The sequence below is a fragment of the Mitsuaria sp. BK041 genome (assembly GCF_014193085.1).
Lineage (GTDB): Bacteria > Pseudomonadota > Gammaproteobacteria > Burkholderiales > Burkholderiaceae_C > Roseateles.
In genome coordinates, this window is record NZ_JACHYT010000002.1 from 296676 (window position 1) to 322687 (window position 26012).

21 protein-coding genes are annotated in these 26012 nt (G+C 71.0%); 12 read left to right on the plus strand and 9 right to left on the minus strand.

Annotated features, from left to right (window positions below; genetic code table 11):
* Positions 1-12: 12 nt before the first annotated feature.
* The 6 genes from FHT38_RS17210 (at position 13) to FHT38_RS17235 (ending at position 8596) form a co-directional block, all read left to right on the plus strand.
* Entirely contained in the window at positions 13-2178 is a 2166-nt protein-coding gene (locus FHT38_RS17210) for a response regulator (protein WP_183492664.1), read from the plus strand.
* Positions 2175-3314 carry a chemotaxis-specific protein-glutamate methyltransferase CheB gene (cheB, locus tag FHT38_RS17215; protein WP_183492665.1) on the plus strand — a complete coding sequence of 380 codons (1140 nt, stop codon included), beginning with the start codon at positions 2175-2177 and terminating at the stop codon, positions 3312-3314. The genes FHT38_RS17210 and cheB overlap by 4 nt, the downstream gene beginning before the upstream one ends.
* Positions 3311-6295 (plus strand): response regulator, encoded by a 2985-nt coding sequence (locus FHT38_RS17220; protein WP_183492666.1) that lies wholly within the window; start codon positions 3311-3313, stop codon positions 6293-6295. Before cheB ends, FHT38_RS17220 begins: the two co-directional genes overlap by 4 nt.
* Positions 6296-6364: 69 nt before the next feature.
* A complete protein-coding gene (locus FHT38_RS17225; protein ID WP_310737428.1) occupies positions 6365-7090 on the plus strand; it encodes a response regulator transcription factor in 726 nt (241 codons plus the stop codon).
* Positions 7091-7303: 213 nt separating this feature from the next.
* Complete coding sequence (locus tag FHT38_RS17230) at positions 7304-7864, plus strand: HNH endonuclease (RefSeq protein ID WP_091726197.1); 561 nt, start codon at positions 7304-7306, stop codon at positions 7862-7864.
* Positions 7865-8128: 264 nt separating this feature from the next.
* Positions 8129-8596 carry a glycine zipper 2TM domain-containing protein gene (locus tag FHT38_RS17235; protein WP_091726202.1) on the plus strand — a complete coding sequence of 156 codons (468 nt, stop codon included), beginning with the start codon at positions 8129-8131 and terminating at the stop codon, positions 8594-8596.
* Between the two features lie 176 nt (positions 8597-8772).
* Here FHT38_RS17235 and FHT38_RS17240 read toward each other — a convergent pair whose 3' ends face one another.
* From FHT38_RS17240 to cyoA, 8 genes are all read right to left on the minus strand, one after another.
* Entirely contained in the window at positions 8773-9063 is a 291-nt protein-coding gene (locus FHT38_RS17240; protein ID WP_183492668.1) for a nucleotidyltransferase family protein, read from the minus strand.
* 81 nt (positions 9064-9144) lie between these two features.
* Positions 9145-9717, minus strand: coding sequence for a response regulator transcription factor (locus FHT38_RS17245; protein WP_091731416.1), 573 nt, complete (start codon positions 9715-9717; stop codon positions 9145-9147).
* Positions 9704-11116 (minus strand): ATP-binding protein, encoded by a 1413-nt coding sequence (locus tag FHT38_RS17250; protein WP_183492669.1) that lies wholly within the window; start codon positions 11114-11116, stop codon positions 9704-9706. The genes FHT38_RS17245 and FHT38_RS17250 overlap by 14 nt, the downstream gene beginning before the upstream one ends.
* Positions 11117-11126: 10 nt before the next feature.
* On the minus strand, positions 11127-11903 hold the full coding sequence (locus FHT38_RS17255) for an SURF1 family protein (RefSeq protein ID WP_183492670.1): 777 nt from the start codon (positions 11901-11903) through the stop codon (positions 11127-11129).
* On the minus strand, positions 11903-12313 hold the full coding sequence (gene cyoD / locus FHT38_RS17260) for a cytochrome o ubiquinol oxidase subunit IV (RefSeq protein ID WP_091726214.1): 411 nt from the start codon (positions 12311-12313) through the stop codon (positions 11903-11905). The genes FHT38_RS17255 and cyoD overlap by 1 nt, the downstream gene beginning before the upstream one ends.
* On the minus strand, positions 12310-12918 hold the full coding sequence (gene cyoC, locus FHT38_RS17265) for a cytochrome o ubiquinol oxidase subunit III (protein WP_147241099.1): 609 nt from the start codon (positions 12916-12918) through the stop codon (positions 12310-12312). The genes cyoD and cyoC overlap by 4 nt, the downstream gene beginning before the upstream one ends.
* A gap of 38 nt (positions 12919-12956) precedes the next feature.
* Positions 12957-14951: a cytochrome o ubiquinol oxidase subunit I gene (gene cyoB, locus FHT38_RS17270; RefSeq protein WP_147241098.1), complete on the minus strand. Its 1995-nt coding sequence runs from the start codon at positions 14949-14951 to the stop codon at positions 12957-12959.
* 67 nt (positions 14952-15018) lie between these two features.
* Positions 15019-16095, minus strand: coding sequence for a ubiquinol oxidase subunit II (gene cyoA / locus FHT38_RS17275; RefSeq protein WP_183482017.1), 1077 nt, complete (start codon positions 16093-16095; stop codon positions 15019-15021).
* A 214-nt stretch (positions 16096-16309) separates the two neighbouring features.
* Here cyoA and FHT38_RS17280 point away from each other — a divergent pair, with 214 nt between their 5' ends.
* The 6 genes from FHT38_RS17280 (at position 16310) to FHT38_RS17305 (ending at position 23388) form a co-directional block, all read left to right on the plus strand.
* Positions 16310-17668, plus strand: a complete 1359-nt coding sequence (locus tag FHT38_RS17280; protein WP_091726230.1) for an MFS transporter — start codon at positions 16310-16312, stop codon at positions 17666-17668.
* A gap of 202 nt (positions 17669-17870) precedes the next feature.
* A complete protein-coding gene (locus tag FHT38_RS17285) occupies positions 17871-18377 on the plus strand; it encodes a MarR family winged helix-turn-helix transcriptional regulator (protein ID WP_255488841.1) in 507 nt (168 codons plus the stop codon).
* 25 nt (positions 18378-18402) lie between these two features.
* On the plus strand, positions 18403-20631 hold the full coding sequence (locus FHT38_RS17290; protein ID WP_183492671.1) for an FUSC family protein: 2229 nt from the start codon (positions 18403-18405) through the stop codon (positions 20629-20631).
* Positions 20628-20846 carry a DUF1656 domain-containing protein gene (locus FHT38_RS17295; RefSeq protein WP_091726238.1) on the plus strand — a complete coding sequence of 73 codons (219 nt, stop codon included), beginning with the start codon at positions 20628-20630 and terminating at the stop codon, positions 20844-20846. Before FHT38_RS17290 ends, FHT38_RS17295 begins: the two co-directional genes overlap by 4 nt.
* 128 nt (positions 20847-20974) lie before the next feature.
* Entirely contained in the window at positions 20975-21859 is an 885-nt protein-coding gene (locus FHT38_RS17300; protein WP_183492672.1) for an HlyD family secretion protein, read from the plus strand.
* Positions 21860-21867: 8 nt separating this feature from the next.
* Complete coding sequence (locus FHT38_RS17305; protein WP_183493579.1) at positions 21868-23388, plus strand: TolC family protein; 1521 nt, start codon at positions 21868-21870, stop codon at positions 23386-23388.
* Positions 23389-23532: 144 nt separating this feature from the next.
* Here the strand turns inward: FHT38_RS17305 and FHT38_RS17310 are convergent, their stop codons facing one another.
* Positions 23533-26007 carry a CehA/McbA family metallohydrolase gene (locus FHT38_RS17310; RefSeq protein WP_183492673.1) on the minus strand — a complete coding sequence of 825 codons (2475 nt, stop codon included), beginning with the start codon at positions 26005-26007 and terminating at the stop codon, positions 23533-23535.
* Between the last annotated feature and the right edge of the window lie 5 nt (positions 26008-26012).

Consider the following 26012-nt stretch of genomic DNA (forward strand, 5'->3'; position numbering starts at 1 on the left):
ACCCCGCGCGCCGTGGCCAAGGACCCTTACCGCTTCTTCCGCATCGAAGCCCGTGATCTGCTGCGGCAGATGAGCGAGGCCGTGCTCGCCGCCGAGCAGGCGCCGGCGCCCGACCTGCCGCCGCGTTTGCTGCGACTGGCCCACACGCTCAAGGGCGCCGCCAGCGTGGTGCGACAGCCCGGCATCGCGGCGCAGGCGCACGCGATCGAGGACCTGCTGACGCCGTTGCGCGACCGTGCCGAGGCCCCCGGCCGCACCGACCTCGACGCGCTGCTGGCGCTGATCGACGCCGCCGGCGACGCGATCACCGCGCTGGACGCCCCGGCGGCGGCCGGCGCGCCGACGCCGCCCCGGGCCGCGAGCACTGGCACTGGCACTGGTTCGGGTTCGGCGGCCGCGACGTATGAGCGCGTCCCCGACCCCTCCGCCGAGGCCGGCGCGAGCGCCGTCGACGCCGGCCTCACGGGCCTCGCGGGCCTGCCCGGTGATGCCGGCGCCGCCGACCCGGCCGACGCCGCGGACCCGGATCCGATCGGCGCCATGCTGACCATTCCCCAGTTGATGCCCGAGGAGCTGGACGGCCTGCTCGCCGACATCGCGCGCACGCAGGGGCACCTCGCGCCGATCGAGCGCGCCGCGGCGCTGCTGCGCGAGCTGCGTGCCGGCCTGCAGGGCCAGCAGGAGGCCCTGGCCGGCCCGCTGGCGCGGCTCGAGGACCAGATCGAGCGCGGCGCGCGCCAGCTCGCGCGCGAGCTGGTCGCGCTGCGCGATGGCGCCGAGCAGCTGCGGCTGCTGCCCGCCGCGCAGCTCTTCGCGCCGCTGCAGCGGACCGCGCGCGACGCCGCGCGCTCCCAGGACAAGCAGGCCCGGCTCACCGGCCACGGCGGCGACGTCAAGCTGGAAGCGGCGCTGCTGAACGCCGTCTCCGGCGCGCTGGTGCAGATGGTGCGCAACGCCGTCGCGCACGGCATCGAGCCGCCGGCCGAGCGCATCGCCGCCGGCAAGCCGCCGCAGGGCCGGATCGAGTTGCGGATCGAGCGCCGCGGCCGCGAGGTGCTGTTCTGCTGCGCCGACGACGGGGCCGGGCTCGACCTCGAGGCGGTGCGGCGCACCGCCATCGACAAGGGCATCCCCGGCGCGGCGCGGCTCGATGACGCCGCGCTGATCGAGCGCCTGCTGCGCGGCGGCCTCAGCACCGCGCGGCGCGTGGACGCGCTGGCCGGCCGCGGCGTCGGCATGGACCTGGTGCGCGACACGGCCGACCGCCTCGGCGGACGCCTGACCCTGAGCAGCCGGCGCGGCGAAGGCACGACCGTCGAGCTCTGCGTGCCGCTGCAGCTGGCCGCGCTGCGCGCGATCCGCGTGAGCGCCGGCACGGTCGCCGCCTGGGTGCCGCTGGACGCGGTCGAGTGCGTGCTGCAACGGCCGGTGCTCAACGGCGCGCACCTGATCGTCGGCGACGAGCTGCTGCCTCACCTCCCGCTGGCCGACGCCTTGCAGCCGGGCCAGGCCACCGCGGCGGCGCCGCGCTCGGCGCTGGTGCTGCGCGCCGGCGGACAGCGCGCGGCGCTGGGCGTGGACGCGCTGGACGGCGTCACCAGCGTCGTGCTGCGGCCGCCGCCGGCGCTGCTGCCGCCGTCGCCCCTGATCGCCGGCCTGGCGCTGGACGCGGCCCAGCAGCCGGTGCCGGTGCTGGCCGCCGAGGGCCTGATCGCCGCGGCGCGCCAGGCGCGGCCACGACCGGTCCCGGCGCCGCCGCGCACCGGCACCATCCTGGTCATCGACGATTCGCTGACCACCCGCATGCTCGAGCAGAGCATCCTCGAGGCCGCCGGCTACCGCGTGCACATGGCCGCGTCCGCCGAGGACGGCCTGGAGGCGGCGCAGCGCGAGCGCTACGCGCTCATCCTGGTGGACGTGGAGATGCCGGGCATGGACGGCTTCGAGTTCGTCGCCCGCATCCGCGGCGACGCGGCGCTGCGCCACATCCCGGCGGTGCTGGTGACCTCGCGCAACGCGCCCGAGGACCTGGCCCGTGGCAAGGCGGTGGGCGCCGACGGCTACATCGTCAAGGGCGAGTTCGCCCAGAACGAGTTCCTGGCGCAGGTCGCGCAGCTGATGGCGCGCTCGGCCGGCACGGTCGACGACGACGCGGCCGTCGAGGAGCCCGCCGCATGAGCGCATCAGGAGGCGTTGGCGGCGGTGGCGGCATCGGCGGACTGGGCGGCGCAGCGCCGCTGGCCGCCCCCGGACCGGCCCGGCCGCTGCGGGTGCTGGTCGTGGATGACTCGATCACGGTGCTGGCGCACATCCGCGAGGTGCTCGCCGCGCACGGCGACATCGAGGTCGTCGGCGAGGCCCACGACGGCGCGCAGGCCGTGGCGCTGTGCCAGCGGCTGCGGCCGGACGTCGTGTCGATGGACATGATGCTGCCCGGCATGGACGGCCAGGCGGCGACCGAGGCCATCATGGCCCACTGCCCGACGCCTATCCTCATCGTCTCGTCGTCGACCAATCGCGGCGAGCTGCTGCGCACCTACGAGGCGCTGGCCGCCGGCGCCGTCGAAGTGCTGGAGAAGCCGGACGCGAACGCGCCCGCGGGCGAGTGGGAGCGCCGCTACGTGACGCTGCTGCGGCTGGTGGCGCGGATCCGCGTCATCACCCATGTGCGCGCTCGCCTGGGCGGGCGCCCCGTCGCCGGGCCGGCCGCCCAGGCACCGGCGCCGGCGCGCGCGCTGCTCGCACTGGGCGCGTCGACCGGCGGCCCGGGCGCGCTGATGAAGGTGCTGCAGTCGATGCCGGCGCCGGCGCCGCTGCCGGTGCTGATCGTGATGCACATCAATGCGGTGTTCAGCCGCGGCTTCGCCGAATGGCTGGACGCGCAGACGCCGCATCGCGTGCGCTACGCCCAGGGCGGCGAGCGCCTGCGCGACCTGGCCGGCCAGGTGGTGCTGGCGCCGCCCGACGTCCACCTGGTGCTGCGCGCCGGCGTGCTCGAACTCAGCCACGCGCCGCCGCGCCACTCGTGCCGGCCGTCGGTGGACGTGCTGTTCGAATCGCTGGCCGCCGAGAACGGCCCGGGCACCGCCGCCGCGCTGCTGACCGGCATGGGCCGCGACGGCGCGCAGGGCCTGCTCGAGATCCGCCGCGCGGGAGGCGCGACGCTGGCGCAGGACGAAGCCAGTTCCATGGTCTACGGCATGCCGCGCGAAGCCGCCCAGTTGGGCGCCGCCGAGCGCATCCTGCCGCTGTCCGACATCGGCCCCGCCCTGATGGGATTGAGCGGCATGGCCTGGGGAGGAGCCCACAAATGAACAAGAGAACCTTCATCGTCGAGGACAGCCTCACGGTGCGGATGGACCTGCGCGAGGCGCTCGAGGACGCCGGCTTCGACTGCGTCGAGTGCGCCACGCTGGCCCAGGCCCGCGCCGCGCTGGCCCAGGGCGTGCCCGCGCTGGTGCTGCTGGACAACCTGCTGCCCGACGGCGACGGCGCCGCCTGGCTGCCCGAGCTGCGCGCCGCGCCGCAGGGCGGCGACTGCGTCGTGCTGATCCTGTCCAACGCCTCGCAGGCCAGCGACCGGCTGCGCGGCCTGGCCCATGGCGCCGACGAATACGTCGGCAAGCCCTATGACCGCCTCTACGTCATCGACCGGGCGCGCGAGCTGGTCCGCCAGCGCCAGGCCCGCCAGGCGACGCCCATGCCGCAACCGGCCTCGGTGCTGCTGATCGACGACAGCGAGACCTTCCGCGAGGCGCTGCGCGACGCGCTGGAGCCGCACGGCTACGACATCCACACCGCCGCGCACGGCGAGGAGGGCCTGCGCCAGGCCGCCGCGCTGCGGCCCAACGCGGTGATCGTCGACCAGCACATGCCCGGCATCGACGGCGCGGCGGTGATCCGCCGGCTGCGCCTGGATCCGGCGCTGCGCCACACGCCCTGCCTGCTGCTGACCGCCGACGAGGGGCCCGAGGCCGAGCTGCGCGCGCTGGAGGCCGGCGCCGACGCCTTCGCCCGCAAGCAGGACGACGTCGACCTGATCCTGGCGCGCGTGGCCGCGATGCTGCGCAGCGCCAAGGCCAGCCTGCCCGAGCAGGGCGCCAGCCTGCTCGGGCCCAAGCGGCTGCTGCTGGTCGACGACAGCGCCAACGTGCTGGCCGAGCTCGGCGCGCTGCTGCGCGACGACGGCTACGACGTCATCGCCGCGGCCAGCGGCGAGCAGGCGCTGGAGCTGCTCGCGGTGCAGGCGGTGGACGCGGTGCTGCTGGACGTGCAGATGCCGGGCATCGGCGGGCTGGAGACCTGCCGGCGCATCAAGTCGGCGCCGTCGCTGCGCGACATCCCGGTGCTGCTGCTCACCGCCTTCGAGGGCCGCGCGTCGATGCTGGCCGGCCTGGAGGCCGGCGCCGACGATTACGTCGTCAAGGCCAACGGCGAGGTCGAGCTGCTCAAGGCCCGGCTGCGCGCGCAGCTGCGTCGCAAGCAGTTCGAGGACGAGGCCCGGCGCGTCCACGCCGAGCTGCACAACAGCGCGATGGAAGCGGCCGAGGCGCGCGCCGCGCGCGAGCTGGCGGACAGCCGCGCCGAGCTGCTGGCCGCGCTGCAGCAGCGCAACGACGCGCTGGAGCAGCTCAATGCCGAGCTCAGCCGCGCCAGCAGCGCCAAGACCGCCTTCCTGTCGACGATGTCGCACGAGCTGCGCACGCCGCTGAACGCGGTGATCGGTTTCGCCCAGCTGATGCGCGACGGCGCGGCCGGCCCGGTCAGCGATCGCCAGGCCGAGTTCTGCGGCCACATCCACAACGCCGGGCAGCACCTGCTCTCGCTGGTCAACGACCTGCTGGACATGGCCAAGATCGAGGCCGGCCGCGTCGACCTGGACATCGAGCCGGTCGAGCTCGACGAGCTGCTGCGCGACGCGCTCGCGATCGTGCAGGAACGGGCCCGGCTCAACCGCATCGAGATGAGCTTCTTCGGCGTCGGCGGCCACCAGCGGCTGTGCGTGGACCGCCGCCGGCTGCGGCAGATCATCTACAACCTGCTGTCCAACGCGGCCAAGTTCACGCCCAAGGGCGGCAGCATCCGGCTCGAGGCGCGGCGGGTGCCCCGGGCGCGGGCGCGCGAGGCGCTGCCGGGCTTCCCCAACGGGCGGCGCTCCGAGCTGCCCGACAGCGAGCACGCCGAGTTCGTCCAGATCAGCGTCACCGACAACGGCATCGGCATCCCGCCGGACGGCCTGGACAAGCTGTTCCAGCCCTTCAACCAGATCCGCAACGTGCTGACCCACAAGGTGGAGGGCACCGGCCTGGGCCTGGCGACGGTGGCGCGCCTGGTGCAGCTGCACGACGGCGCGGTGGCGGTGAGCAGCCAGCCCGACAAGGGCAGCTGCTTCACGTGCTGGCTGCCGTGGCGCGAGCCGGTGATCCCCGACGTCATCCTGCCCGACGAGACCGGCGAGCGTCCGCTGGCGCTCGTGATCGAGCACAACGAGCAGGCCGCGGCGCTGATGCAGACGCAGCTCAAGGCGGCGGGCTTCCGGGTGCGGCACGTCGCCTCGGCCGAGGCGGCGCTGGAGCTCGCCCCGCACCTGCGGCCCGAGCTGATCACGCTGGAGGTGAACCTGCCCGGACTGGACGGCTGGGAGCTGCTGTCGCGGCTGAAGAACCTGCCGGGGTGGGCACACATCCCGGTGGTCGTCGTGTCGGTGGACGCGGGGCAGGAGGTGGCGCTGTCGCTGGGCGCCTCCGCGGTGCTGCACAAGCCGGTGTCGCGCAAGGCGCTGAGCAAGGAGCTGGAGATGCTCGGCTTCAAGCCGACCGCGACGCGCAAGTTCCTGGTGCTGGCGATCAGCGACGCGCCCGGCGACCTGCAGTCGCTGAGCGCCCACCTGTCGCAGCCCGGCTTCTCGGTGCTGCGCGCCACCGGCGGCAAGGAAGGCATCGAGCTGGCCCGGCGCCACGTGCCCGACCTGATCGTGCTGGACCTGCTGATGGCGGAGGTCGACGGCATCGGCGTCGTCGAGGCGCTGCAGCGCGATCCGCTGACCGCGGCGATCCCGGTGATCGTGGTGGCGGCGTCGCAGCTGACGCCGCGCGACCGCGAGCTGCTCAACCGCCATGTGCAGCGCGCCACCGTCAACCGCGAGACGGCCGCCGCGGCCGCGGCCGGCGGCGCGCCGGTGCCGGCGCCGCCGGGCGCGCGCACGCCGGCCGGGCCGCGGGGCCATTTCATGGACGAGGTGAAACGCGCGATCAGCCGCACCAGCTGGGGCGACCTCGACCCCTTGGACGATTGACACTCCCTGACGAGGGAAACACGAGGGAAACGCGACAGCACGATGCAAGCGAATGCGACACCATTGACCGTGGTCCTCGTCGAGGACTCCTTCACCATCCGCCGGCAGCTGCTGCAGCGGCTCGACACGGTGCCCGGGCTGCGCGTCGTCGGCGAGGCGGCCGACGAGGCGACCGCGCTGACGCTGATCGGCTACCTGCAGCCGGACGCGGTGCTGCTGGACCTGTCGCTCGCGCAGGGCGGCTCGGGCATCGCGGTGCTCAAGGCGCTGCGCAAGCAGGGCTACCGCGGCCAGGTGCATGTGCTGTCCCACCAGACCGAGGCCTATCGCGCCGCGGTGCTGGCCGCCGGCGCCGACGGCTTCTTCGACAAGGCGGAGGAGCTCGAGCTCATGCTGCGGCAGCTGACCGGACAGCCGGAGGTGCCGCCGCCGCGCCCCGTCGACGCGGCGGCCCTGCACGAGCGCCTCGACCAGATGGTGCGGCTGGCGGTGCGGGACGGCTCCGACCTCGTCGTGCATGTGCTCGCCGGCAGCGCCGAGGCGCTGCAACCGCTGGCGGCGCGCTTGATCACCGGCCTGGATGGTGGCGACCTGGTGGGCTGGCTCGGCACCTCGGACGGCGGCCGCCTCTGCATCGCCCAGATCGACGGCGAGGACGCCCCGCCACTGGCCGACCGCGCCGAGCTCCAGGGACCGGCGTTGCGCCTGGGCCGTGCGCAGCTGCCTGACGACGCGCTGTCGGCGGGGGGACTGGTCACGCTCGCGGAGCTGCGCGCGCTCGGCCGCCTGCCGTGAGGACGCTGCGCACCGTTTGACCACGGTGCGACGCGGCGCCTGGCCCGGACGAGCCCCTCGATCGAGGTCGGTCGGCGCCTTGAACCTCGGCAATCGGGCGCCTATGTTGGGCGAACAGCCTGAATATCGTTCCTGGCGGCGCTTCCCTGCGCGTCCGGCACTTGAGTTGCCCCCTGCGACTGGATTACCCTTTGTCGCTGGAGGTCAACGACCGTGGACGTTCTGCAGCTGGACATCTCGGGCCGCCCGCAGGCCTGGATCTCGACCAAGGAAGCAGCGGTGCTCTATGCCAGCGACGCGATCGCGTGGACGCTGGGCGAGCCCTTCCACGTGCTGCGCGGTGGCTACCAGCGGCTGTCCGGCCTGCAATCCCGCATCGAGCTGCACCCGATCGTGGCCGTGCGCGGCGCCATTCCCAGCCGCGCCTGGCGCCAGGCGCCGGCGCTGTCCAATTTCAAGCTGTTCGCGCGTGACCGGCATGTCTGCGCCTACTGCGGCCACCGCTTCCACGCCGACCTGCTGACCCGCGAGCACATCCAGCCGGTGTCCCGCAACGGGCGGGATTCGTGGATGAACTGCATCACCGCCTGCCGCGCCTGCAATGGCCGCAAGGGCAACCGCACGCCCGAGGAGGCGCGCATGGCGCTGCTCTACCTGCCTTACGTGCCCAGCCTGCACGAGGACATGATCCTGCGCGGCCGGCGCATCCTGGCCGACCAGATGGAGTTCCTGCTGGCGAGCGTGCCCAGGTCGTCGCGGCTGTACGCATCGTGACGCGGGCGGGGCGGTGATGGACGGCGATCGACGGGGTCCCGCGGTCTTCGGCCATGGGCGGTCGTGAGCGGCGGAGTGCCTTTCCCGCGCTGACGATGCTGGTGTTATGCCGCGCTTAAGAGCCTTCAAAGGCGGCACCGGTAGAGTGGACCCACGCGCCATTGCTGCGCGCGAAGCCCGAGGGCGCCGAGGTAAAGACTTGTTGCGCGGTCAACGGAATGTCACCGGTCGTCGTTGGCCGGCACATCGATTTGGAGAGACGAGATGAAGAAGCTGCTGATTGCCACCCTGGTGGCCGCCCTGGCCGCCTGTTCGACGACGAACCCGGACGTGATCCAGCGCGGTGACGCGCAGCGTCTGTCGCAGGTGCAGGATGCGACGGTGCTGTCCGTGCGGCCGGTGACGGTGGACGGTTCGCAGAGCGGCGCCGGCGCGGTGACGGGTGCGGTCGTCGGCGGCGTGGCCGGCGGCAGCGTCGGTGGCAGCCGCGAGGGCGTGATCGTCGGCGTGCTCGGCGCGGTGGCCGGCGCGGCGCTCGGCAATGCGGTCGAGCGCGGCGTGACCAAGGAACAGGCGGTCGAGATCCTGCTGCAGCTGCGCAACGGCGAGCGCCGCGCGATCGTCCAGGCGCAGGGCAACGAGAACTGGGTCTCCGGCGAGCCGGTGATCATCGTCACCACCGGCGGCAAGGCCCGCGTGGTGCGCGCGCCGGCGGCGACCCGCACGTACTGAGCGGGCTGCGCTCGTGGGCGATCAGGGGCCCTTGCGGCCCCTTTCTCATGGCGAATCCGCCCTGCCCATCGCTGCAACCGCGGCCGCCCGCACGGCAGGCAGCTTCGCCAGGAGTTCAGGGACCCAGACCTTCACCGTCCGCCACACCACATCAAGGTTGATGTCGAAACTCACATTCATACCGGACGCGCTTCAGCAAGCACCTCACCACGGAACTTCGAAGAGAGGTCCCCCGGTGTGAGCAGATGCACGGGAACTCCAAGCAGGTCCTCCAGCTCCAGATGAAGACCGCTGAGGTCGATCAGGGTGGCGCTCGGCAAGGCGTCGACGAGCAGGTCCAGGTCGCTGCCCTCGCGATCCCGCCCATGCAGCGCGGATCCGAAGACTCGCAAGTTCGTTGTGGGATAACGCGCCACGATCGAGCCGATCAGGTCACGTTTCAGGGCGAGCGCCTGCGAGGGTTTCATCGATCTTCCTTTCGTATCGTTGTGCCGCGACACGATCAGGATAAGGCCGCTGCGCAGCGCTCGAAACGAGCGGCGGGCGCCTCACTTCACCCGCTGCTTCTCCAGCTTCCTCGCCAGCGTGCGCCGGTGCATGCCCAGCCGCCGCGCGGTCTCCGAGATGTTGAAGTCCGTCGCCGCCAGCGTCTCGTGGATGTGCTCCCACTCCAGCGTCTTGATGGAGGTGGTCGCGCGCTCGGTGACCTCGACCTCGGCATCGCCCTGGGCGCGCGCGAAGGCGGCCTCGATGTCATCGGTGTTCGCCGGCTTGGCCAGGTAGTGCCGCGCGCCCAGCTTGATCGCCTCCACCGCCGTGGCGATGCTCGCGTAGCCGGTCAGCACCACGATCACCATCTCGGCATCGTGCTCGTGCAGCGTCTGCACGCAGGCCAGCCCGGAGCCCCCCCCGGCGAGCTTCAGATCGACGACCGCGTACTCCGGCGCTTCCTCGGGGCCTCGCTCGGCCAGCAGCTTCTGCACCTGCTCCACCGTCGTCGCCCGCAGCACCTGGTAGCCGCGGCGCTCGAACGAACGCGACAGCGTGCGCGCGAAGGCGTCGTCGTCCTCGACGATCAACAGCAGGCGGTCGGTATCGGCGGCAAGGTCATCCGGCGTCATGAGCGGCATTGTCAGGCAGTCCTAGAGGCTCGAGCGCGGACAGGGGCATGCGGATCTCGACCTCCGCGCCGCCGCCCTCCTCCGCCAGCCGGTTGCGCGCCTGCAGGCGCCCGCCCAGCGAGCGCACGACGTTCAGCGCCAGGAACAGCCCCAGCCCGCCGCCCGCCCGGCCCTTGCTCGATTGATACGGCTTGCCGAAACGCTCCAGCATCTCCGGCAGGAAACCAGCGCCGCGATCGGTGACGCGCAGCACCAGCTGACCGTCCTCGACCAGCGCGCGCAGCGACACCGGCTGGCCCGGCGCGGCCTCGAGCGCGTTGTCGAGCACGTTGTCGATCATCTGCTTGAGACCGACGTCCGACACGATGCGCACCTTCGGCAGGCCGGCGTCCGGCAGGTAGTCCAGGCCATGGTGCGGCCGCGTCGCGCGCCAGTGCGTCACCAGGTCGTCGAGGAAGGCCTGCAGCGTCGTCACCACCGGCGCCTCGCCGCGCAGCTCGCCCGCCGACATCAGGATCCCGCTGACGATCGCCTTGCAGCGCCGCAACTGGACCTGCATCTCCTCGATCTCCTCGCGCAGCTCGGGATCGCCGGCGAAGGGCGCCATCCGCGACCAGTCCCCGAGGATCACCGACAGCGTCGCCAGCGGCGTGCCGAGCTCATGCGCGGCGCCCGAGGCCAGCAGGCCCATGCGCACGATGTGCTCCTCCTCGGCCGCGCGCTGGCGCAGGTCGGCCAGGCGCGCGTCGCGCTGGCGCAGGTTGCGCCCGATGCGCTGGATGAAGATCACCAGCAGCGAGGCGTTGATCGCGAAGCAGATCAGCAGGCCGCCGATGTAGTGCGTCGGCAGCGACAGCCCTTCCATGTCGGGCACCAGCAGCGGCAGGTGCCACTGCGTCAGCGCGACGAAGCAGCCCCCCGTCACCGCGACGGTGAACCAGATGTAGCGCGAGGGCAGCAGCACCGCACCCACCGCGATCTGCAGCAGGAACAGGAAGATGAAGGGGTTGGTGACGCCACCGCTGTAGTAGAGCTGGCCGCTCAGCACCGCGATGTCGACGAGCAGGCCGGCGAAGAGCTCGGCGTTGCGCACGCTGGGCACCCAGCGGGTGCGCAGCCAGCAGGCCAGGTTGAAGAGCACCAGCACCGCCAGCAGCGTCAGCATCTCCGGCATCGGCAGCCGGATGTGCAAGGCGTGGTGCACCGAGAGCACGGTGCCGAACTGCCCCGCCGCCGCCAGCCAGCGCAGCTGCACCAGCTGCTGCAGGTTGTTGCGGCCGGCCTGCAGCGCACGGCCCTCGCCGGAGGATTCCTCGATGCCCAGCGCCCCGGCGGCGCCGTCCAGGTAGCGACTGTCGTCGGGGTGGTCGTCGTCCGGATCGGGACGGCTCAGCGGCATGGTCGCGGCCTCAGTCCGCGGCCGCGTCCAAGCCGAGCGCGCGGCGGCGCTCGACCCGCCACAGCCAGATGCCGATGCCGGCGGTCATCGCCGCCATCGCGAACCAGGTCAGCGCGTACTGCAGGTGATGGTTGTTGAAGCGCACCACCGTCAGCCCGCCGCGCGGCCAGCGCGTGCGGTCGTCCGCCGCGGCGGCGTCGACGAAGTACGGCGCCACGGGCCCCTCGACGATCCGGCGCGCCTGGGCGATCGCCTCGACGTCGCGCGAGTACCAGCGCTCCTGCGCCGGATCGTTCTTGCGCAACAGGCTGCCGCCGGGCTCGCTCAGCCGCAGCAGCCCGACGACGCGGTCCTCGCCCTGCGTCTCCGACGCGGTGCGCGACGCGCGCGTCTTGAATTCCGGTGGCACGAAGCCGCGGTTGATCAGCACCCAGTCGCCGCGCACGGTGCGCAGCGGCGTCAGCACCCAGTAGCCGGTGCCCAGCTCGGTGCTCGCGCCGACCAGGGTCTCGCGCGAGTGGTCGAAAGTGCCGTTGAGCACGACCTTGCGGTACTCGTCGCCGGCCTTCGTGATCGCGTCCCAGCGGTCGGCGCCGGGCGCGCGTTCCGGCTCGGCGGCCAGGCGCTTGTCCAGCCGCGCGATCAGGTCCTCCTTCCACGCCAGCCGCTGCAGCTGCCAGGCGCCCAGCGCGAGGAAGGCCGCAAACAAAAGGGCCGCGCCCAGCAGCAGCGCCCAGAAGGCGGTGCTGCGGCGCGGCCGCGGCGGTTCCGGATGAACGGTGGTCATCAGGGCATGTTGCGCATGTCGTGGACCGGCATCATGTTGCTGTTCAGGTGGAACATCACCCAGATCGAGCCGGCCAGCATGATCACCACGACGGCAATCGTGAAGATCAGCGACAGCATCGACCAGCCGCCTTCGACCTTCGAGTTCATGTGCAGGAAATAGACCATGTGCACGACGATCTGCACCGCCGCGAAGATCAGCAGCACGATGCCCATCGCCTGCGACGAGGCGATCGACTTGGTCATCACCAGGAAGAAGGGGATGGCCGTCAGGATCACCGACAGCAGGAAGCCGATCAGGTAGCCCTTGACGGTGGCGTGGTAGCCGACGTCGTCGTGGTCATGGTCGTGACCGCCGTGGCCCTGGTCGTGGCCGTGCGAGTCATGCTTGTGGTTGTGGTCGGCGCTCACGGCAGCACTCCCATCAGGTAAACGAAGGTGAAGACACCGATCCAGATCACGTCCAGGAAGTGCCAGAACATCGACAGGCAGATCAGGCGGCGCTTGTTCTCCTTGGTCAGGCCGAACCTGGACACCTGGACCATCAGCGTCACCAGCCAGATGCAGCCGAAGGTGACGTGCAGGCCGTGGGTGCCCACCAGCGTGAAGAACGAGGACAGGAACGCGCTGCGCTGCGGACCCGCGCCTTCATGGATCAGGTGCGCGAACTCATAGAGCTCCACCGCCAGGAAGCACAGGCCCAGCACGCCGGTGATCGCCAGCCAGGCCAGCGTGCCGGACTTCTTGTTGCCCAGCATCTTGATCATGGCGAAGCCATAGGTGATCGACGAGAGCAGCAGGAAGCCGGTGTTGAGCGCCACCAGCGGCAGGTCGAAGAGGTCGGCGCCCGACGGGCCGGCGGCGTAGCTGCGGCCCAGGACCGCATACGTCGCGAACAGCACCGCGAAGATCAGGCAGTCGCTCATCAGGTAGATCCAGAACCCGAGGAGCGTGCCGTGCTGCGGATGGTGGTCGCCGTTGTCGTAGAACACCGGCGCGCCGGTGTTGTTCGTCATGGTCGTTGCTTGCATGTTGGATATCGCTCGCTGCGGAATCAGGCCTGGGCGGCCAGCACCTTCGTGCGGGCGTCCTCCGTGCTGGCCACTTCATCGGCGGGGATGTAGTAGTCGCGCTTGTAGTTGAAGGTGTGGACGATCGCGGCGATCACGGTCACCGCGAAGGCGACACCCGCCACCAGCCACATGTGCCAGATCAGGGCGAAACCGAACAGCGTCGACAGGCCGGCCAGGATCACGCCCGCGCCGGTGTTCTTCGGCATGTGGATCTCCTTGAAGCCGCCGACCGGGCGCTGGTGGCCGCGGGTCTTCATGTCGTGCCAGGCGTCGTGGTCGTGGACCACCGGCGTGAACGCGAAGTTGTACTGCGGCGGGGGCGACGAGGTCGACCACTCCAGCGTGCGGCCGTTCCACGGGTCGCCGTCGACGTCACGCAGCTGCTCGCGCTTGAGGAAGGACACCACCAGCTGGATCAGGAAGCAGCCGATGCCGGCGGCGATCAGCAGCGCGCCGAAGGCGGCGACCTGGAACCAGATCTGCAGCGAGGGATCGTCGAAGTGGCTCATGCGGCGCGTCACGCCCATCAGGCCCAGCACGTACAGCGGCATGAAGGCGACGAAGAAGCCGATCTGCCAGAACCAGAACGAGGCCTTGCCCCAGAACGGGTCCAGCTTGAAGCCGAAGGCCTTGGGGAACCAGTACGAGATGCCCGCCAGCAGGCCGAACAGCACGCCGCCGATGATCACGTTGTGGAAGTGCGCGATCAGGAACAGCGAGTTGTGCAGCACGAAGTCGGCCGGCGGCACCGCCAGCAGCACGCCCGTCATGCCGCCGATCACGAAGGTGACCATGAAGCCCACGGTCCAGTACATCGGGACCTCGAACTTGATGCGACCGCGGTACATCGTGAACAGCCAGTTGAAGATCTTCGCGCCCGTCGGGATCGAGATGATCATCGTCGTGATGCCGAAGAACGAGTTGACGCTGGCGCCCGAGCCCATCGTGAAGAAGTGGTGCAGCCACACGAGGTAGGACAGGATCGTGATCACGACCGTCGCGTAGACCATCGAGGCGTAGCCGAACAGCTTCTTCTGGCTGAAGGTCGAAACGACCTCCGAGAAGATGCCGAAGGCCGGCAGCACCAGGATGTAGACCTCGGGGTGGCCCCAGATCCAGATCAGGTTGACGTACATCATGGCGTTGCCGCCCAGGTCCGTCGTGAAGAAGTTGGTGCCGGCGTAACGGTCCAGCGACAGCAGCGCCAGGGCCGCGGTCAGGATCGGGAACGAGGCCACGATCAGGATGTTCGAGCACAGCGAGGTCCAGGTGAAGACCGGCATCTTCATCATGGTCATGCCCGGCGCCCGCATCTTGATGATGGTGGCGATCAGGTTGATGCCCGAGAGCGTCGTCCCCACCCCGGCCACCTGCAGCGACCAGATGTAGTAGTCCACCCCCACGCCCGGACTCGCGAGCAGGCCCGACAGCGGCGGATACGCCAGCCAGCCGGTGCGCGCGAATTCGCCGATGAACAGCGACATCATGACCAGCACGGCGCCGCCGGTGGTCATCCAGAAACTGAAGTTGTTCAGGAAGGGGAAGGCCACGTCACGGGCGCCGATCTGCAGCGGCACCACGTAGTTCATGAAGCCGGTGATCAGCGGCATCGCCACGAAGAAGATCATGATCACGCCGTGGGCGGTGAAGACCTGGTCGTAGTGGTGCGGCGGGAGGAAGCCGAGCTGGTCGCCGAAGGCGATCGCCTGCTGGGCGCGCATCATGAGCGCGTCGGCGAAGCCACGCAGCAGCATGACCAGGCCCAGCACGATGTACATGATGCCGATCTTCTTGTGGTCGATGCTGGTCACCCAGTCCCGCCAGAAGGGGCCCCAGAGCTTGTACTTCGTCATCATCGCGAGGACGAAGAGGCCGCCCAGGACGACCATCGCGAAGGTGCCGACCAGGATCGGCTCGTGGAGCGGAAGCGCCTCTAGGCTGAGGCGTCCGAAGATGAGCTTTTGAGCGTCAATCATCTTGGATCTCGGTAGTGCTTGCGGTCCCGGCGCGGCGATTCATCGCGGTCGCGCCGGGGGACGCCAATCAATTACGGGTGGCCGAGGCCTGCCATTGCGACGCGTACTGCCCCGCGTTGTCAGGCGTGCACAGCGCGGCCACGAAGATCCGCTTCTGCTCGTTGCTCCAGGGCTTGCTGGCCAGGCCGTCGATCGCGCCCTTGCCGCCGCCGCCCGCGGCGTCGATGGCCATCATCTGGCCCATGCACATCTTGGTGCCGTCGACGCAGCGGTTCACGACCGCGTCGAACAGGCCCGGCGCGACGCTGGCGAAGCGGCGCACCGGCTGGCGCTCGGACGGCTTCTCCAGGTCCAGGTACAGCTCCTTGGTCAGCGCGACGCCGTCGGCCTTGTTGCGCTCGACCCAGGCGGAGAACTCGTCGTTGGACAGGCCGTGGAACTTGAAGCGCATGTGCGAGAAGCCATCGCCGCTGAAGTTGGCCGAGAAGCCGTCATACACGCCGGGCTTGTTGATCACCGCGTGCAGCTGGCTCTGCATGCCGGGCATCGCGTAGATCATGCCGGCCATGGCGGGCACGTAGAACGCGTTCATCACGGTCGACGAGCTGATCTTGAAGTGGATCGGGCGATCCACCGGCGCGGCCAGTTCGTTGACGGTGGCGATGCCCTGCTCGGGATAGATGAACAGCCACTTCCAGTCCAGCGCCACGACCTCGACGGTCAGCGGCTGCACGCCGGCGGGGACCGGACGCTGCGCGTCCAGCCGCTCAAGCGGGCGGAAGGGATCGAGCTTGTGGGTGCTGATCCAGGTCATCGCGCCCAGCGCGATGATGATCAGCAGCGGCGCGCCCCAGATGATCAGCTCCAGGCGCGTCGAGTGGTCCCACTCCGGCGAGTAGGTCGCCTGCGTGTTGGACGCCCGGTAGCGGAACGCGAAGACCAGCGTCAGGATGATCACCGGGACGATGATCAACAGCATCAGCAGCGTCGAGGCGACGATGAGCTGCGCCTGCTGGTTCGCGATGTCGCCGGATGGCTTCATCACGACCATGTTGCAGGCGGACAGGGGCAGCGCCAGGGCCAGCAGCCCGAGACGGGCGAGTGGGCGGGCGAGACTTGTTTTTGGAGAGGCTTTGAGGTACATGGGACTTCAGCAGACCAGCAGGCGTAGTTCACGCGGAGCCCCCTTTGACCACCGCACCTGGCAGTGGGTTCCCGCCGTCCGAAACCTGGGGTTTCCTCTGGAGGGAAAGCGATAAAGGGGAAAACGACACTTGTCGACCGTTGCACGCCGGGCGCAGATTTTGCCCGATTGACTCAAACCAACTATTGGACATTTTGTCCCAGGTAGGAGACGTATGAACAGCAGCACCCTTTCGACAGCCGGGCAACACCTCTCGACCGTGGGCCAGCCGCTGCCGCGAGGCAGCGGGGTCGCCACGCAGGAGGAGCAGGACGCGATCGCCCCCGGCGACATCGCCGTCGGCGTGGTGATCGGGCGGGCGTCCGAGTACTTCGACTTCTTCGTCTACGGGATCGCCTCGGTGCTGGTCTTCCCGTCCATCTTCTTCCCCCACATGGAGCGGCTGGAGGGCACGCTGTACGCCTTCGCGCTGCTGGCGCTGGCCTTCGTGGTGCGGCCGATCGGCACGCTGGTGGGGATGGACATCCAGCGGCGCTTCGGCCGCAGCGTGAAGCTGACGGTGGCGCTGTTCCTGCTGGGCATCTCCACCTGCACGATCGCGGTGCTGCCCGGCTTCAACACCTGGGGCGGTGCGGCCATCGCCCTGCTGGCCGCCTGCCGGATCGGACAAGGCCTGGCACTGGGCGGGTCCTGGGACGGCCTGCCCTCGCTGCTGGCGCTGAACGCGCCGGAAGGCCGCCGCGGCTGGTACGCGATGCTGGGGCAGCTCGGCGCGCCGATCGGCTTCCTGATCGCGGCCGCGCTCTATGCCTACCTGTGGAGCAGCCTGGATCCGATCGACTTCCTGAGCTGGGGCTGGCGCTATCCCTTCTTCGCGGCCTTCGCGATCAACGTCGTGGCGCTGTTCGCGCGGCTGCGCCTGGTGGTGACGCACGAGTACGAGAAGAACATGGAGGAGCATGAGCTCGACCCCTGCGACACCGACGAGCTGTTCGCCCAGCAGGGCACCACGCTGTTCATCGGCGCGTTCGCGGCGCTGGCCAGCTATGCGCTGTTCCACATCGTCACCGTGTTCCCGCTGTCCTGGGTGCTGCTGTACGGTGACCAGAACGTCACCCAGTTCCTGACCGTGCAGGTCATCGGGGCGCTGCTGGCGGCGGCGGCGATGCCGATCTCCGGGATGATCGCGGACCGCATCGGCCGGCGCAGCACGCTGGGCACCCTGGCCACGACGATCGGGATCTTCAGCCTGTTCACGCCCATCCTCCTGGACAGCGGCGCGATGGGCCAGAACATTTTCATCCTGGTCGGCTTCGTGCTGCTGGGCCTGTCCTACGGCCAGTCCTCGGGGGCGGTGACGTCCAACTTCCTGCCCCACTTCCGCTACACCGGCGCGGCGCTGACCTCCGACCTGGCCTGGATCATCGGCGCGGCCTTCGCCCCGCTGGTGGCGCTGGGGCTGTCGGCGAAGTTCGGCCTGTGGGCGGTGACCGCCTACCTGCTGTCGGGCGCGATCGTCACCCTGGTGGCGCTGCGCACCAACCGCATGCTCCAGATGAAGGACAAGGACTGATCCCCGGGGCCGATGAGCCCCGAACCCGCGACATGGGCTTGACAGCCCGCGACGCGAAATAACAACGGCCGGTCGACAAGACCGGCCGTTCTGCTTTCTGCCTCGAGACGGTGCCTCGTCCTGCCAGCCGCTCCCGGCTTCCGCCATTCGCCCAATAACCCCACCGAAATAGATAGCAAGCTAACTATTTAAACTCGCCGGCATGAACACCTCCAAGGACAAGCCGGCCCGCTCGCTGACGCGCACCGCGCGGGAAGCGGCGCTGATGACGGTCGGGATGATGCTGCCGGTGCTGGAGCGGGCGTACCGCGCCCGCGCCAACCTGGCGATGGCGCACGTGGGCCTGTCGCAGGCGCTGGCCTGGCCGCTGGTGATGATCGGCCGTCAGGGCGACGGCATGCGCCAGGGCGAACTGGCGACGCTGCTGGGCATCGAGGGGCCGTCGCTGACGCGCTCGGTGGACCAGTTGATCACCGGCGGCTACATCGAGCGCCACGAGGATCCCGACGACCGTCGCGCCAGGACGCTGCACCTGACGGCGCTGGGCGCGGACGCCTGCGAGCAGATCGAGGTCACGCTGCGCGACCTGCGCAATGAGCTCTACGAAGGCATCGCGGACGCCGACGTCGAGGCCGCGCTGCGCGTCTTCTCCACGCTGGCGGAGCGCGTCGGCGCGCCGACGCCGGCCGTGCCGCCGCGGCGCAAGTGAGGGTGCCCGTCGCGCCTCACCGACCATGAAGTTCCCCGCCCTCTCCTTTCCCGCGATCCGGCTGCCCACGCTGCGGCTACCCACGCTGCGGCTGCCTACGCTGCGGCTGCCGGCGATCCGGCTACCCGCGCCGCCGAAGCTGCCGGCCGCGCTGCGGCCCCGCTTCACGCGCGCCGAATGGATCTTCTCGATCAAGGCCTTCGCCGCGGCGATGCTGGCGGTCTTCCTGGCGAGCTGGGCCGGCCAGCCGCGGCCGTTCTGGGCGCTGATGACGGCCTACATCGTGGCCCACCCGATGGCGGGCGCGGTGCGCTCCAAGGGTGTGTTCCGCGTCGCGGGCACGCTGGTCGGCGGCATGGCCGCGGTGCTGCTGGTCCCGAGCCTGGCCAATGCGCCTGAACTGCTGAGCCTGGCCCTGGCGCTGTGGGTGGCGGGCTGCCTGGTGCTGTCGCTGCGCGACCGCACGCCGCGCGCCTATGCCTTCATGCTGGCGGGCTACACCGTGGCGCTGATCGGCTTCCCGGCGGTGGACACGCCGCTGACGATCTTCGACACCGCCGTCGCCCGCCTCGAGGAGATCGGCCTGGGCGTGCTCTCGGCCACGCTGGTACACAGCCTGGTGCTGCCCAACAGCCTGGCGGGCTCGGTGCTGGGGCTGCTGGATCGCACGCTGGGCGACACCCGCGCCTGGCTGACCGACATCGCCGCGCGCCGCGATGGCGGCGCCGACCGGCGCCGTGTCGCCGGCGACATCTCCCAGCTGCGGGTGCTGTCGACCCACATCCCCTTCGACACCAGCCACCTGCGCTGGACCGCCGACGCGGTGCATGCGATGCAGGACCACGTGGCCGCGCTGACGCCGCTGCTGGCCGGCGTGGAGGATCGTCTGCGGGCGCTCGAAGCGCATGGCGGCCTGCCGGACGACGTGCGCGCGCTGCTGGATCGCCTCAGTCCCTGGCTGACGCTGCCCGCCGATCAGGCCGAGGCGCGCTTGCCCGCGTTGCGAGCGCAGCTCGACGCGCTGACCGGCGCGGACGCGCGCGACCGCCTGGCCGGCGATCCCTGGGCGCGGCTGCTCCGCGTCGCGCTGGCGCAGCGGCTCGGCGAGCTGCTCGACGGCTGGCTGCACTGCGTCCACCTGCGCGCCGACATCGACCGCGGCCTGTCCGGTGCACCGGTGCCCGCGCGGCCCGTGCCCGCGCCGGACGGGCCCAAGCTGCACCTGGACCTGGGCATGGCGTTGTGGTCCGGCGCGGCCGCGCTGATCGCGATCCTCGTGTGCTGCGCCTTCTGGATCCTCACCGGCTGGCCGATGGGCGCGGCGGCCGCGATGATGGCCGCGATCTTCTGCTGCTTCTTCGCGTCCATGGACGACCCGGTGCCGGCCATCAACGGCTTCCTCGCCTGGACGCTCTGGTCGATGCCCTTCGGCGCGCTCTACGTGCTGGTGCTGCTGCCGCTGGTGCAGGACATGTGGACGCTGATGGCGGTGTGCGCGCCGGTCTTCCTCCTCCTGGGCGCCTTCATCGGCCGCCCGGCGACCGTCGGCGCGGCGCTGCCCTTCCTGTTCGGCGTCATGGGCACCCTGGTCATGCACGACACCGCGCAGGCGGATCTCACCAGCTACCTGAACTCGATGTCGGGCCAGCTGGCCGGCATCTTCGTCGCGGCGCGCGTCACGCGGCTGATGCGGTCGGTCGGCGCCGACTGGAGCGCCCGCCGCATCCAGCGCGCGACCTGGCGCGAGCTCGACGACCTCGCGCGCCTGCCGCGCCCGGCGGGCCGCGGGCAGGCCTACCTGCTGCGCATGGTCGACCGCATCGCGCTGCTGGCGCCGCGCGTCGCGCAGTCGGGCGGCTCGGTGCCGGGCGTGCCCACCGACGACGCGCTGCGCGACCTGCGCATCGGCGCGGACCTCGTCGCGCTGCAAAGCGTGCGCGGCCAACTGCCGGCCTTGGCGCAGCGCCCGCTGGGGCCGCTGCTGAGCGCGCTCGTCGACTGGCTGCGCGCGCGCATCGACGGCCGTCCCGGCGCGCTCGACGAGTTCGACGCACCGCCGGCATCGCTGCTGGAGCGCCTGGACGCCGCGCTCGCCGGATTGCTCGAGGCCTACGCCGGCGCCGGCGACCTGCCCGCCGAGGCACATCCCGCGGCCGGCGCGCTGATGGGCCTGCGTCGCAACCTGTTCCCGGATGCGCCCGTGCCGGCGCTGCCGCCGCGCACCGTGGACAACGACAAGGAGGACCGGCCATGACCGGCGCCGTGGATTTCTTCGGCCTCTACCTGCCGTGGCTGATGCCGCTCGCGGCGCTCGCGCTGATCGCGCTCTCCGCCGTGCGGCGGCTGCTGGCCTGGGTCGGTGCCTACCGCTGGATCTGGCATCCCGCGCTGTTCGACCTGGCGATCTACCTGCTGCTCCTCTGGGGCTTGAGCAACGCCTCGCTGCGCGTGCTGCACGGACCCGGGTGACGACGCCCGCAGCAAGGAGCCGCAGGGCCCACCGGTCCGGACTCCGCTGAAACCGCCCTGTCGCGCATCGCCTCACCGCGGCGTGGCCTTTCCCAATCAACGATGCCGGCCTGGCCGACCCCGACGACATGAAGCCTTCCTCCTTTCCCTTGCGACGCGTGATCTCGATGGCCGTCACGCTGGCCGCCGTCGGCGGCGCGCTGTGGGCGGCCCAGCAGCTCTGGGACCGCTACGAGCTCCAGCCCTGGACCCGCGACGGCCGCGTGCGCGCCAACGTCGTGCAGATCGCGCCGGACGTCTCCGGCCTCGTGACCGCCGTGCCGGTGCAGGACAACCAGCGCGTCGCCGCCGGCGCGCTGCTGTTCGAGGTCGACCGCGCGCGGTACGAGCTCGCGCTGCGCCAGGCGCAGGCGCAGCTCGCCGCACAGAAGGTCGCGCTCGCGCAGTCGCTGCGCGAGGCCGAGCGCAACAGCGGCCTGGGCAGCCTGGTCTCGCAGGAATCGCGCGAGCAGACGCGCAGCCGCGCCGACCAGGCGCGCGCCGCCGTCGCGCAGGCCGAGGTCGCGGTGGACGCGGCGCGGCTCAACCTCGCGCGCGCCGAGATCCGCGCGCCCTCCTCCGGCACGATCACCAACTTCGACCTGCGCCAGGGCGCCTACGCCAGCGCCGGCCACCCGGTGCTGGCGCTCGTCGACGCGGACTCGCTCTACGTCGAGGGCTACTTCGAGGAAACCAAGCTCGCGCGCATCCACATCGGCGATGCCGTCGAGGTCAAGCCGATGGGCGCGAGCCGCGCGCTGACGGGGCGCGTGGAAAGCCTCTCGGCCGGCATCGCCGATCGCGACCGCAGCACCAGCGCGAACCTGCTGCCCAGCGTCAATCCGACCTTCAACTGGGTGCGCCTGCCGCAGCGCGTGCCGGTGCGGGTCAAGCTCGATCCGCTGCCGCAGGGCGAGCGGCTCGTCGCCGGGCAGACGGTCACGGTGCAGGTGCTTGGGGGAGCGAAATCGTGAGCGGTCCGATGAAGCACGCGCTGGTGATCCTGGCCGCGGCGGCGCTAGCGGCGTGCTCGACCGCGCCGAAGGGGCCGGACTATCGGGTGCCCGCGGAGGCCGTCGTCATGAAGCCCGCAGCAGCGGCGCCTTTCCTTGAGCAGCAACGCGCCGCGCTGGCCGCCGGGGCCGGCGAGGTCTCCGATCCGGGTCAGGGTCAGGACGGCGGCGGGGCGGGAGCGAAGCCCGCGCCATTCGACAACGCGCCACTGCCGCCGCACTGGTGGCGGCTCTTCCACGACCAGACGCTCGACGCGCTGGTCGAGCAGGCGCTCGCGCGCAACACCGACCTGCGACAGGCAGCGGCCAACCTCGAGCGGGTCCAGGCCCTCGAGTCCGAGGCGCGCGGCGGCGCGCGGCCCGCGATCAGCGTCAACGGCGGGCCCAGCTTCGGCCATCCGTCGGGCCTCTCGATGCTGAAGAAGGACTACGTGCCGCCAGACACCTTCCGCTACAGCGCGGGCGTCGGGCTGTCGTACCAGCTCGATCTCTTCGGCCAGATCCGGCGCGCCATCGAGTCCTCGCACGCCAGCACCGAAGCGGCCGCCGCGGCGCTGGACCTCGTCAAGGTGAACGTGGCCGCCGGCACGGCGCGCGCGTATGCCGAGGCCTGCGCGACGGGGCAGCGACTGGCGTCGGCGCGGCACTCGGTGGACCTGCAGCGCGAGGCCGTGTCGGTCACCGAGCGGCTGCAGCGCGCGGGTCGGGTCGGCGACATCGACGCGGCGCGGGCGCGCAGCCAGCTCCAGCAGCTGCAGGCGGCGTTGCCGCCGCTGCTGGCGCAGCGGCAGTCGGCGCTGTATCGGCTGGCCACGTTGACCGGCGAGCTGCCGGCCGACTTCCCGCGCGGGCTGGCCGAATGCCACCTCGCGCCGCGCGTCGCCGGCACGATCCCGGTCGGGGATGGCGCCGCGCTGCTGCGCCGGCGACCCGACATCCGCCAGGCCGAGCGGGAGCTGCATGCGGCGACGGCGCGCATCGGCGTGGCGATCGCGGACCGGTATCCGAAGATCACGCTGGGCGTGTCGGCGGGCTCGGCAGGCACGCTGGCCGGGTTCGGCAGGAGCGACACGCTGAGCTGGAGCCTCGGGCCGCTGATCTCGTGGACGATGCCGAGCAACGGCGTCGCCGATGCGCGCATCGCGCAGGCCGAGGCGGGGACGCGGCAGGCGGCGGCCAGATTCGATGGCGTCGTGTTGAATGCGTTGCGGGAGACCGAGACGGCGCTCAATCAGTACGCGCGAGAACTGGACCGGCGCGCGGCGCTGCAGGCTTCGCGCGACGAGGCGGCGACGGTGGCGGGGCAGGCGCGGCGGCTGTACCAGGGCGGCAAGGTCGGCTATCTGGAGGCGTTGGACGCGGAGCGCGCGCTGGCCGCGAGCGATGCGGCGCTGGCGGCGTCCGAGGCCGCGTTGATCGACGAGCAGGTCCAGCTGTTCCTGGCGCTGGGCGGCGGGTGGGAAGTGGAGGAGTCGACCAGCGCGCAGTAGGGAAAGGCGGCTGCACTTCATCGGCCGCTGGCCCTCACCCCTGCCCTCTCCCGCAAGCGGGAGAGGGAGAAAGAAAAAGAGAGCAGCGCTGCGTGCGGCTGCTCTCTTCAAGGCGGGAAGGCGGGCGGTGCGCCCGTCGCGGCGTCAGGGATAGCTGATGGTCAGCTTGTACGGGGACGTGGTGCTCGAGCCGGCGTACGACATCACCTTGATGTAGACCGTCTGCGCGCTCGTGCCGTTCTGGTACGTCAGCGACTCGGTGCTGCCCACCGCCTCCGAGCGCGCCAGGCCCGTGCCCGTCGACCTCACCACGTACAGGTCGTAATCGATGCTCGACGAGGTCGGCCCGGTCATGTCGACGCGCAGCCGCTGGTTCGCGGCCAGCGTGACCTTGAAGAAGTCGACGTCGCTGGCGCTGCCGATGAAGCCGGTCAGCTGGTTGCGGCTGCCGACCGCGTTGGCCGCGGAGATCGTGTTGTTGGGCTCCACCTCGTCCGCCGCGTCGACCACGTTGTTGACGTTGAAGCTCACCGGCGCGGAGGTCGTCGTGTTGCCCGCCGCGTCGTAGGCCTTGGCCACCAGGCTGTGCGTGCCGTTGGTCAGCTGCGTCGAGTTGACCGCGATCGAATACGGCGCCGTGGCGTCGACCTCGCGCAGCGCGCCGTCCAGCCAGAACTCGACCTGCGTCACGCCGACGTTGTCGCTCGCCGTGGCGGAGAAGGTGATCGTGCCGGTGGTGCCGTTCACCGCCGCGGTCACCGAGGGCGGCGTGGTGTCGCCGCCGCTGACGCCCTGGTTGACCCAGATCGGCGCGGACCACAGCACCTTGCCGTCGTCCTGCGTGACCTTGGCGTAGTAGAAGTGCTTGCCGTTGGCCGGCGTGATGGTCGCCGTCGGGTTGCTGCCCAGCAGCGTGACCGTGCCGTTGCGGCCCGGCACGCCTTCCCAGATCTCGGTCGACACCACCGTGCGGCCGCTCGGGTTGTAGAAGCCGACGTTGAGCGCCAGCGCGCCCGCGTTGTCGAAGCGCTCGCCCATGATCCGGCCGTTGGCGCTGAAGATCAGCTGCGACTGCTTGTCCATCGTCGCGAAGACGCGGCGCGCCTTCAGCGCATCGACCAGCGCGGCCTTGCTCAGCGCGGTGCCGGTCGGGATCAGCACGGCGGTCCGGTTGGTGTAGGACTTGCCCCAGTTGGCGCAGTGGTTGTCCTGGTTGGTCGCCGGCGCCACGTGGAAGCCGCGCTCCAGCAGCTTCTTCCACGAGCCCTCGTAGGAGCTGCGCGAGGTCTCGCTCTCGGTCGTGTTGGACGAGAAGGCCGAGGTGTTCATCACCTCCGCCATCACCATCACCTCGTCACCGTCGGCGCTGTAGGCCATGTCGGTGCCGTTGATGATGAACTGGCCGCTCGAGTCCGGATGGTTGAACTGCCCCACCAGGCCCTGCGCGCGCATCACCGAGTACAGCGTCGCGTAGTCGTTCTTGGCGATGTAGCGATCGCCGAAGAGCTCGTTCTGCGCGTTGTATTCCCACGAGAACAGCTCGTTGCTGTTGAAGATGTTCAGGTGGCCGCCGTTGCTGATGACGCCCCACTCCATGCCGTACATCGCCAGGAAGCCGGGGTTGGCCGCGGTGACATCCGCCGCGATCTGCAGGCCGCGCTGGTAGCGCGCCTTGGCCGCGGTGGCGCTGCCGCTGGTGTTGGTGCTGGACGAGCCGTCGTAGTAGTGGTTGTGGTCGGTGTTGGCGAAGATGTCCAGCCCGGCGTCCTTCGCATACGGGAAGGCGACGTCGGGGCCGTAGGCGCCGCTTTGCGCCGGCTGCGACGAGTTGCAGCTGCCGATCGCGCCACCGCCGTCGGAGTCGTTGGTCTGGCCGTGGAAGCTGCCGTAGTAGATGGTGTAGGGCCAGGAGCCCGCGCCCACCGCCGCCGACTGTGCGCGCACGCGCTGGTCGGCCTCGCCGGTGGCGCCCATCGCCAGCGGACGCAGCGTGCCCATCGCGACCTTGACCGGCTTGCCGACGGCGAAGTTCCAGCTCTGCTCGACCGCATGGCCGTGGCTGTCGCCCGACTGCTGCGCGGCCAGGATCTCGGCGAACTGCGCGTCCGCGCCGCTGGCCTTCAGCGCCGTGCCCGCCTTGGCGCTGAGCGCGGTCAGCGTCGCGGTGTAGACGCCATCGGCCAGGCTGGCGTCGCCGCGGCCGGCCCAGTCCAGCGTGACCGTGCGCACGTCGCCGGCATAGGACTCGACACCGCTCCAGCGCTTGACGAGCGCGCCGCCCGGGGCGCGCAGCTCGACGCGATAGGCCAGCAGCGTGCCCGCGGGTGCGCCGACGTAGTCCAGGTGGACCTTGAAGGCGCGCGCGCCGGTGGCCTCGGCGCCGGTGAAGGGCACGTCGAGGGCGGCGTCGAACTCGTGGTGGTCGGGGTACTTGGCCGCCGGATCGGCGACCTGCGCGGTCGCACGGTCGTCCGGCGCCGCCGCTTGCGGCTGCGCGGACGACTTGTCGCCGCCGTTGAGGCCGCCGCCGCAGGCGGTCAGCACGACGGCCATCGCGCTCAGCGTGGTGACGCGCAGCGCGGCGCGACCGGTCAGGGCAATCAGGGCACGGACTCTCATGGGGA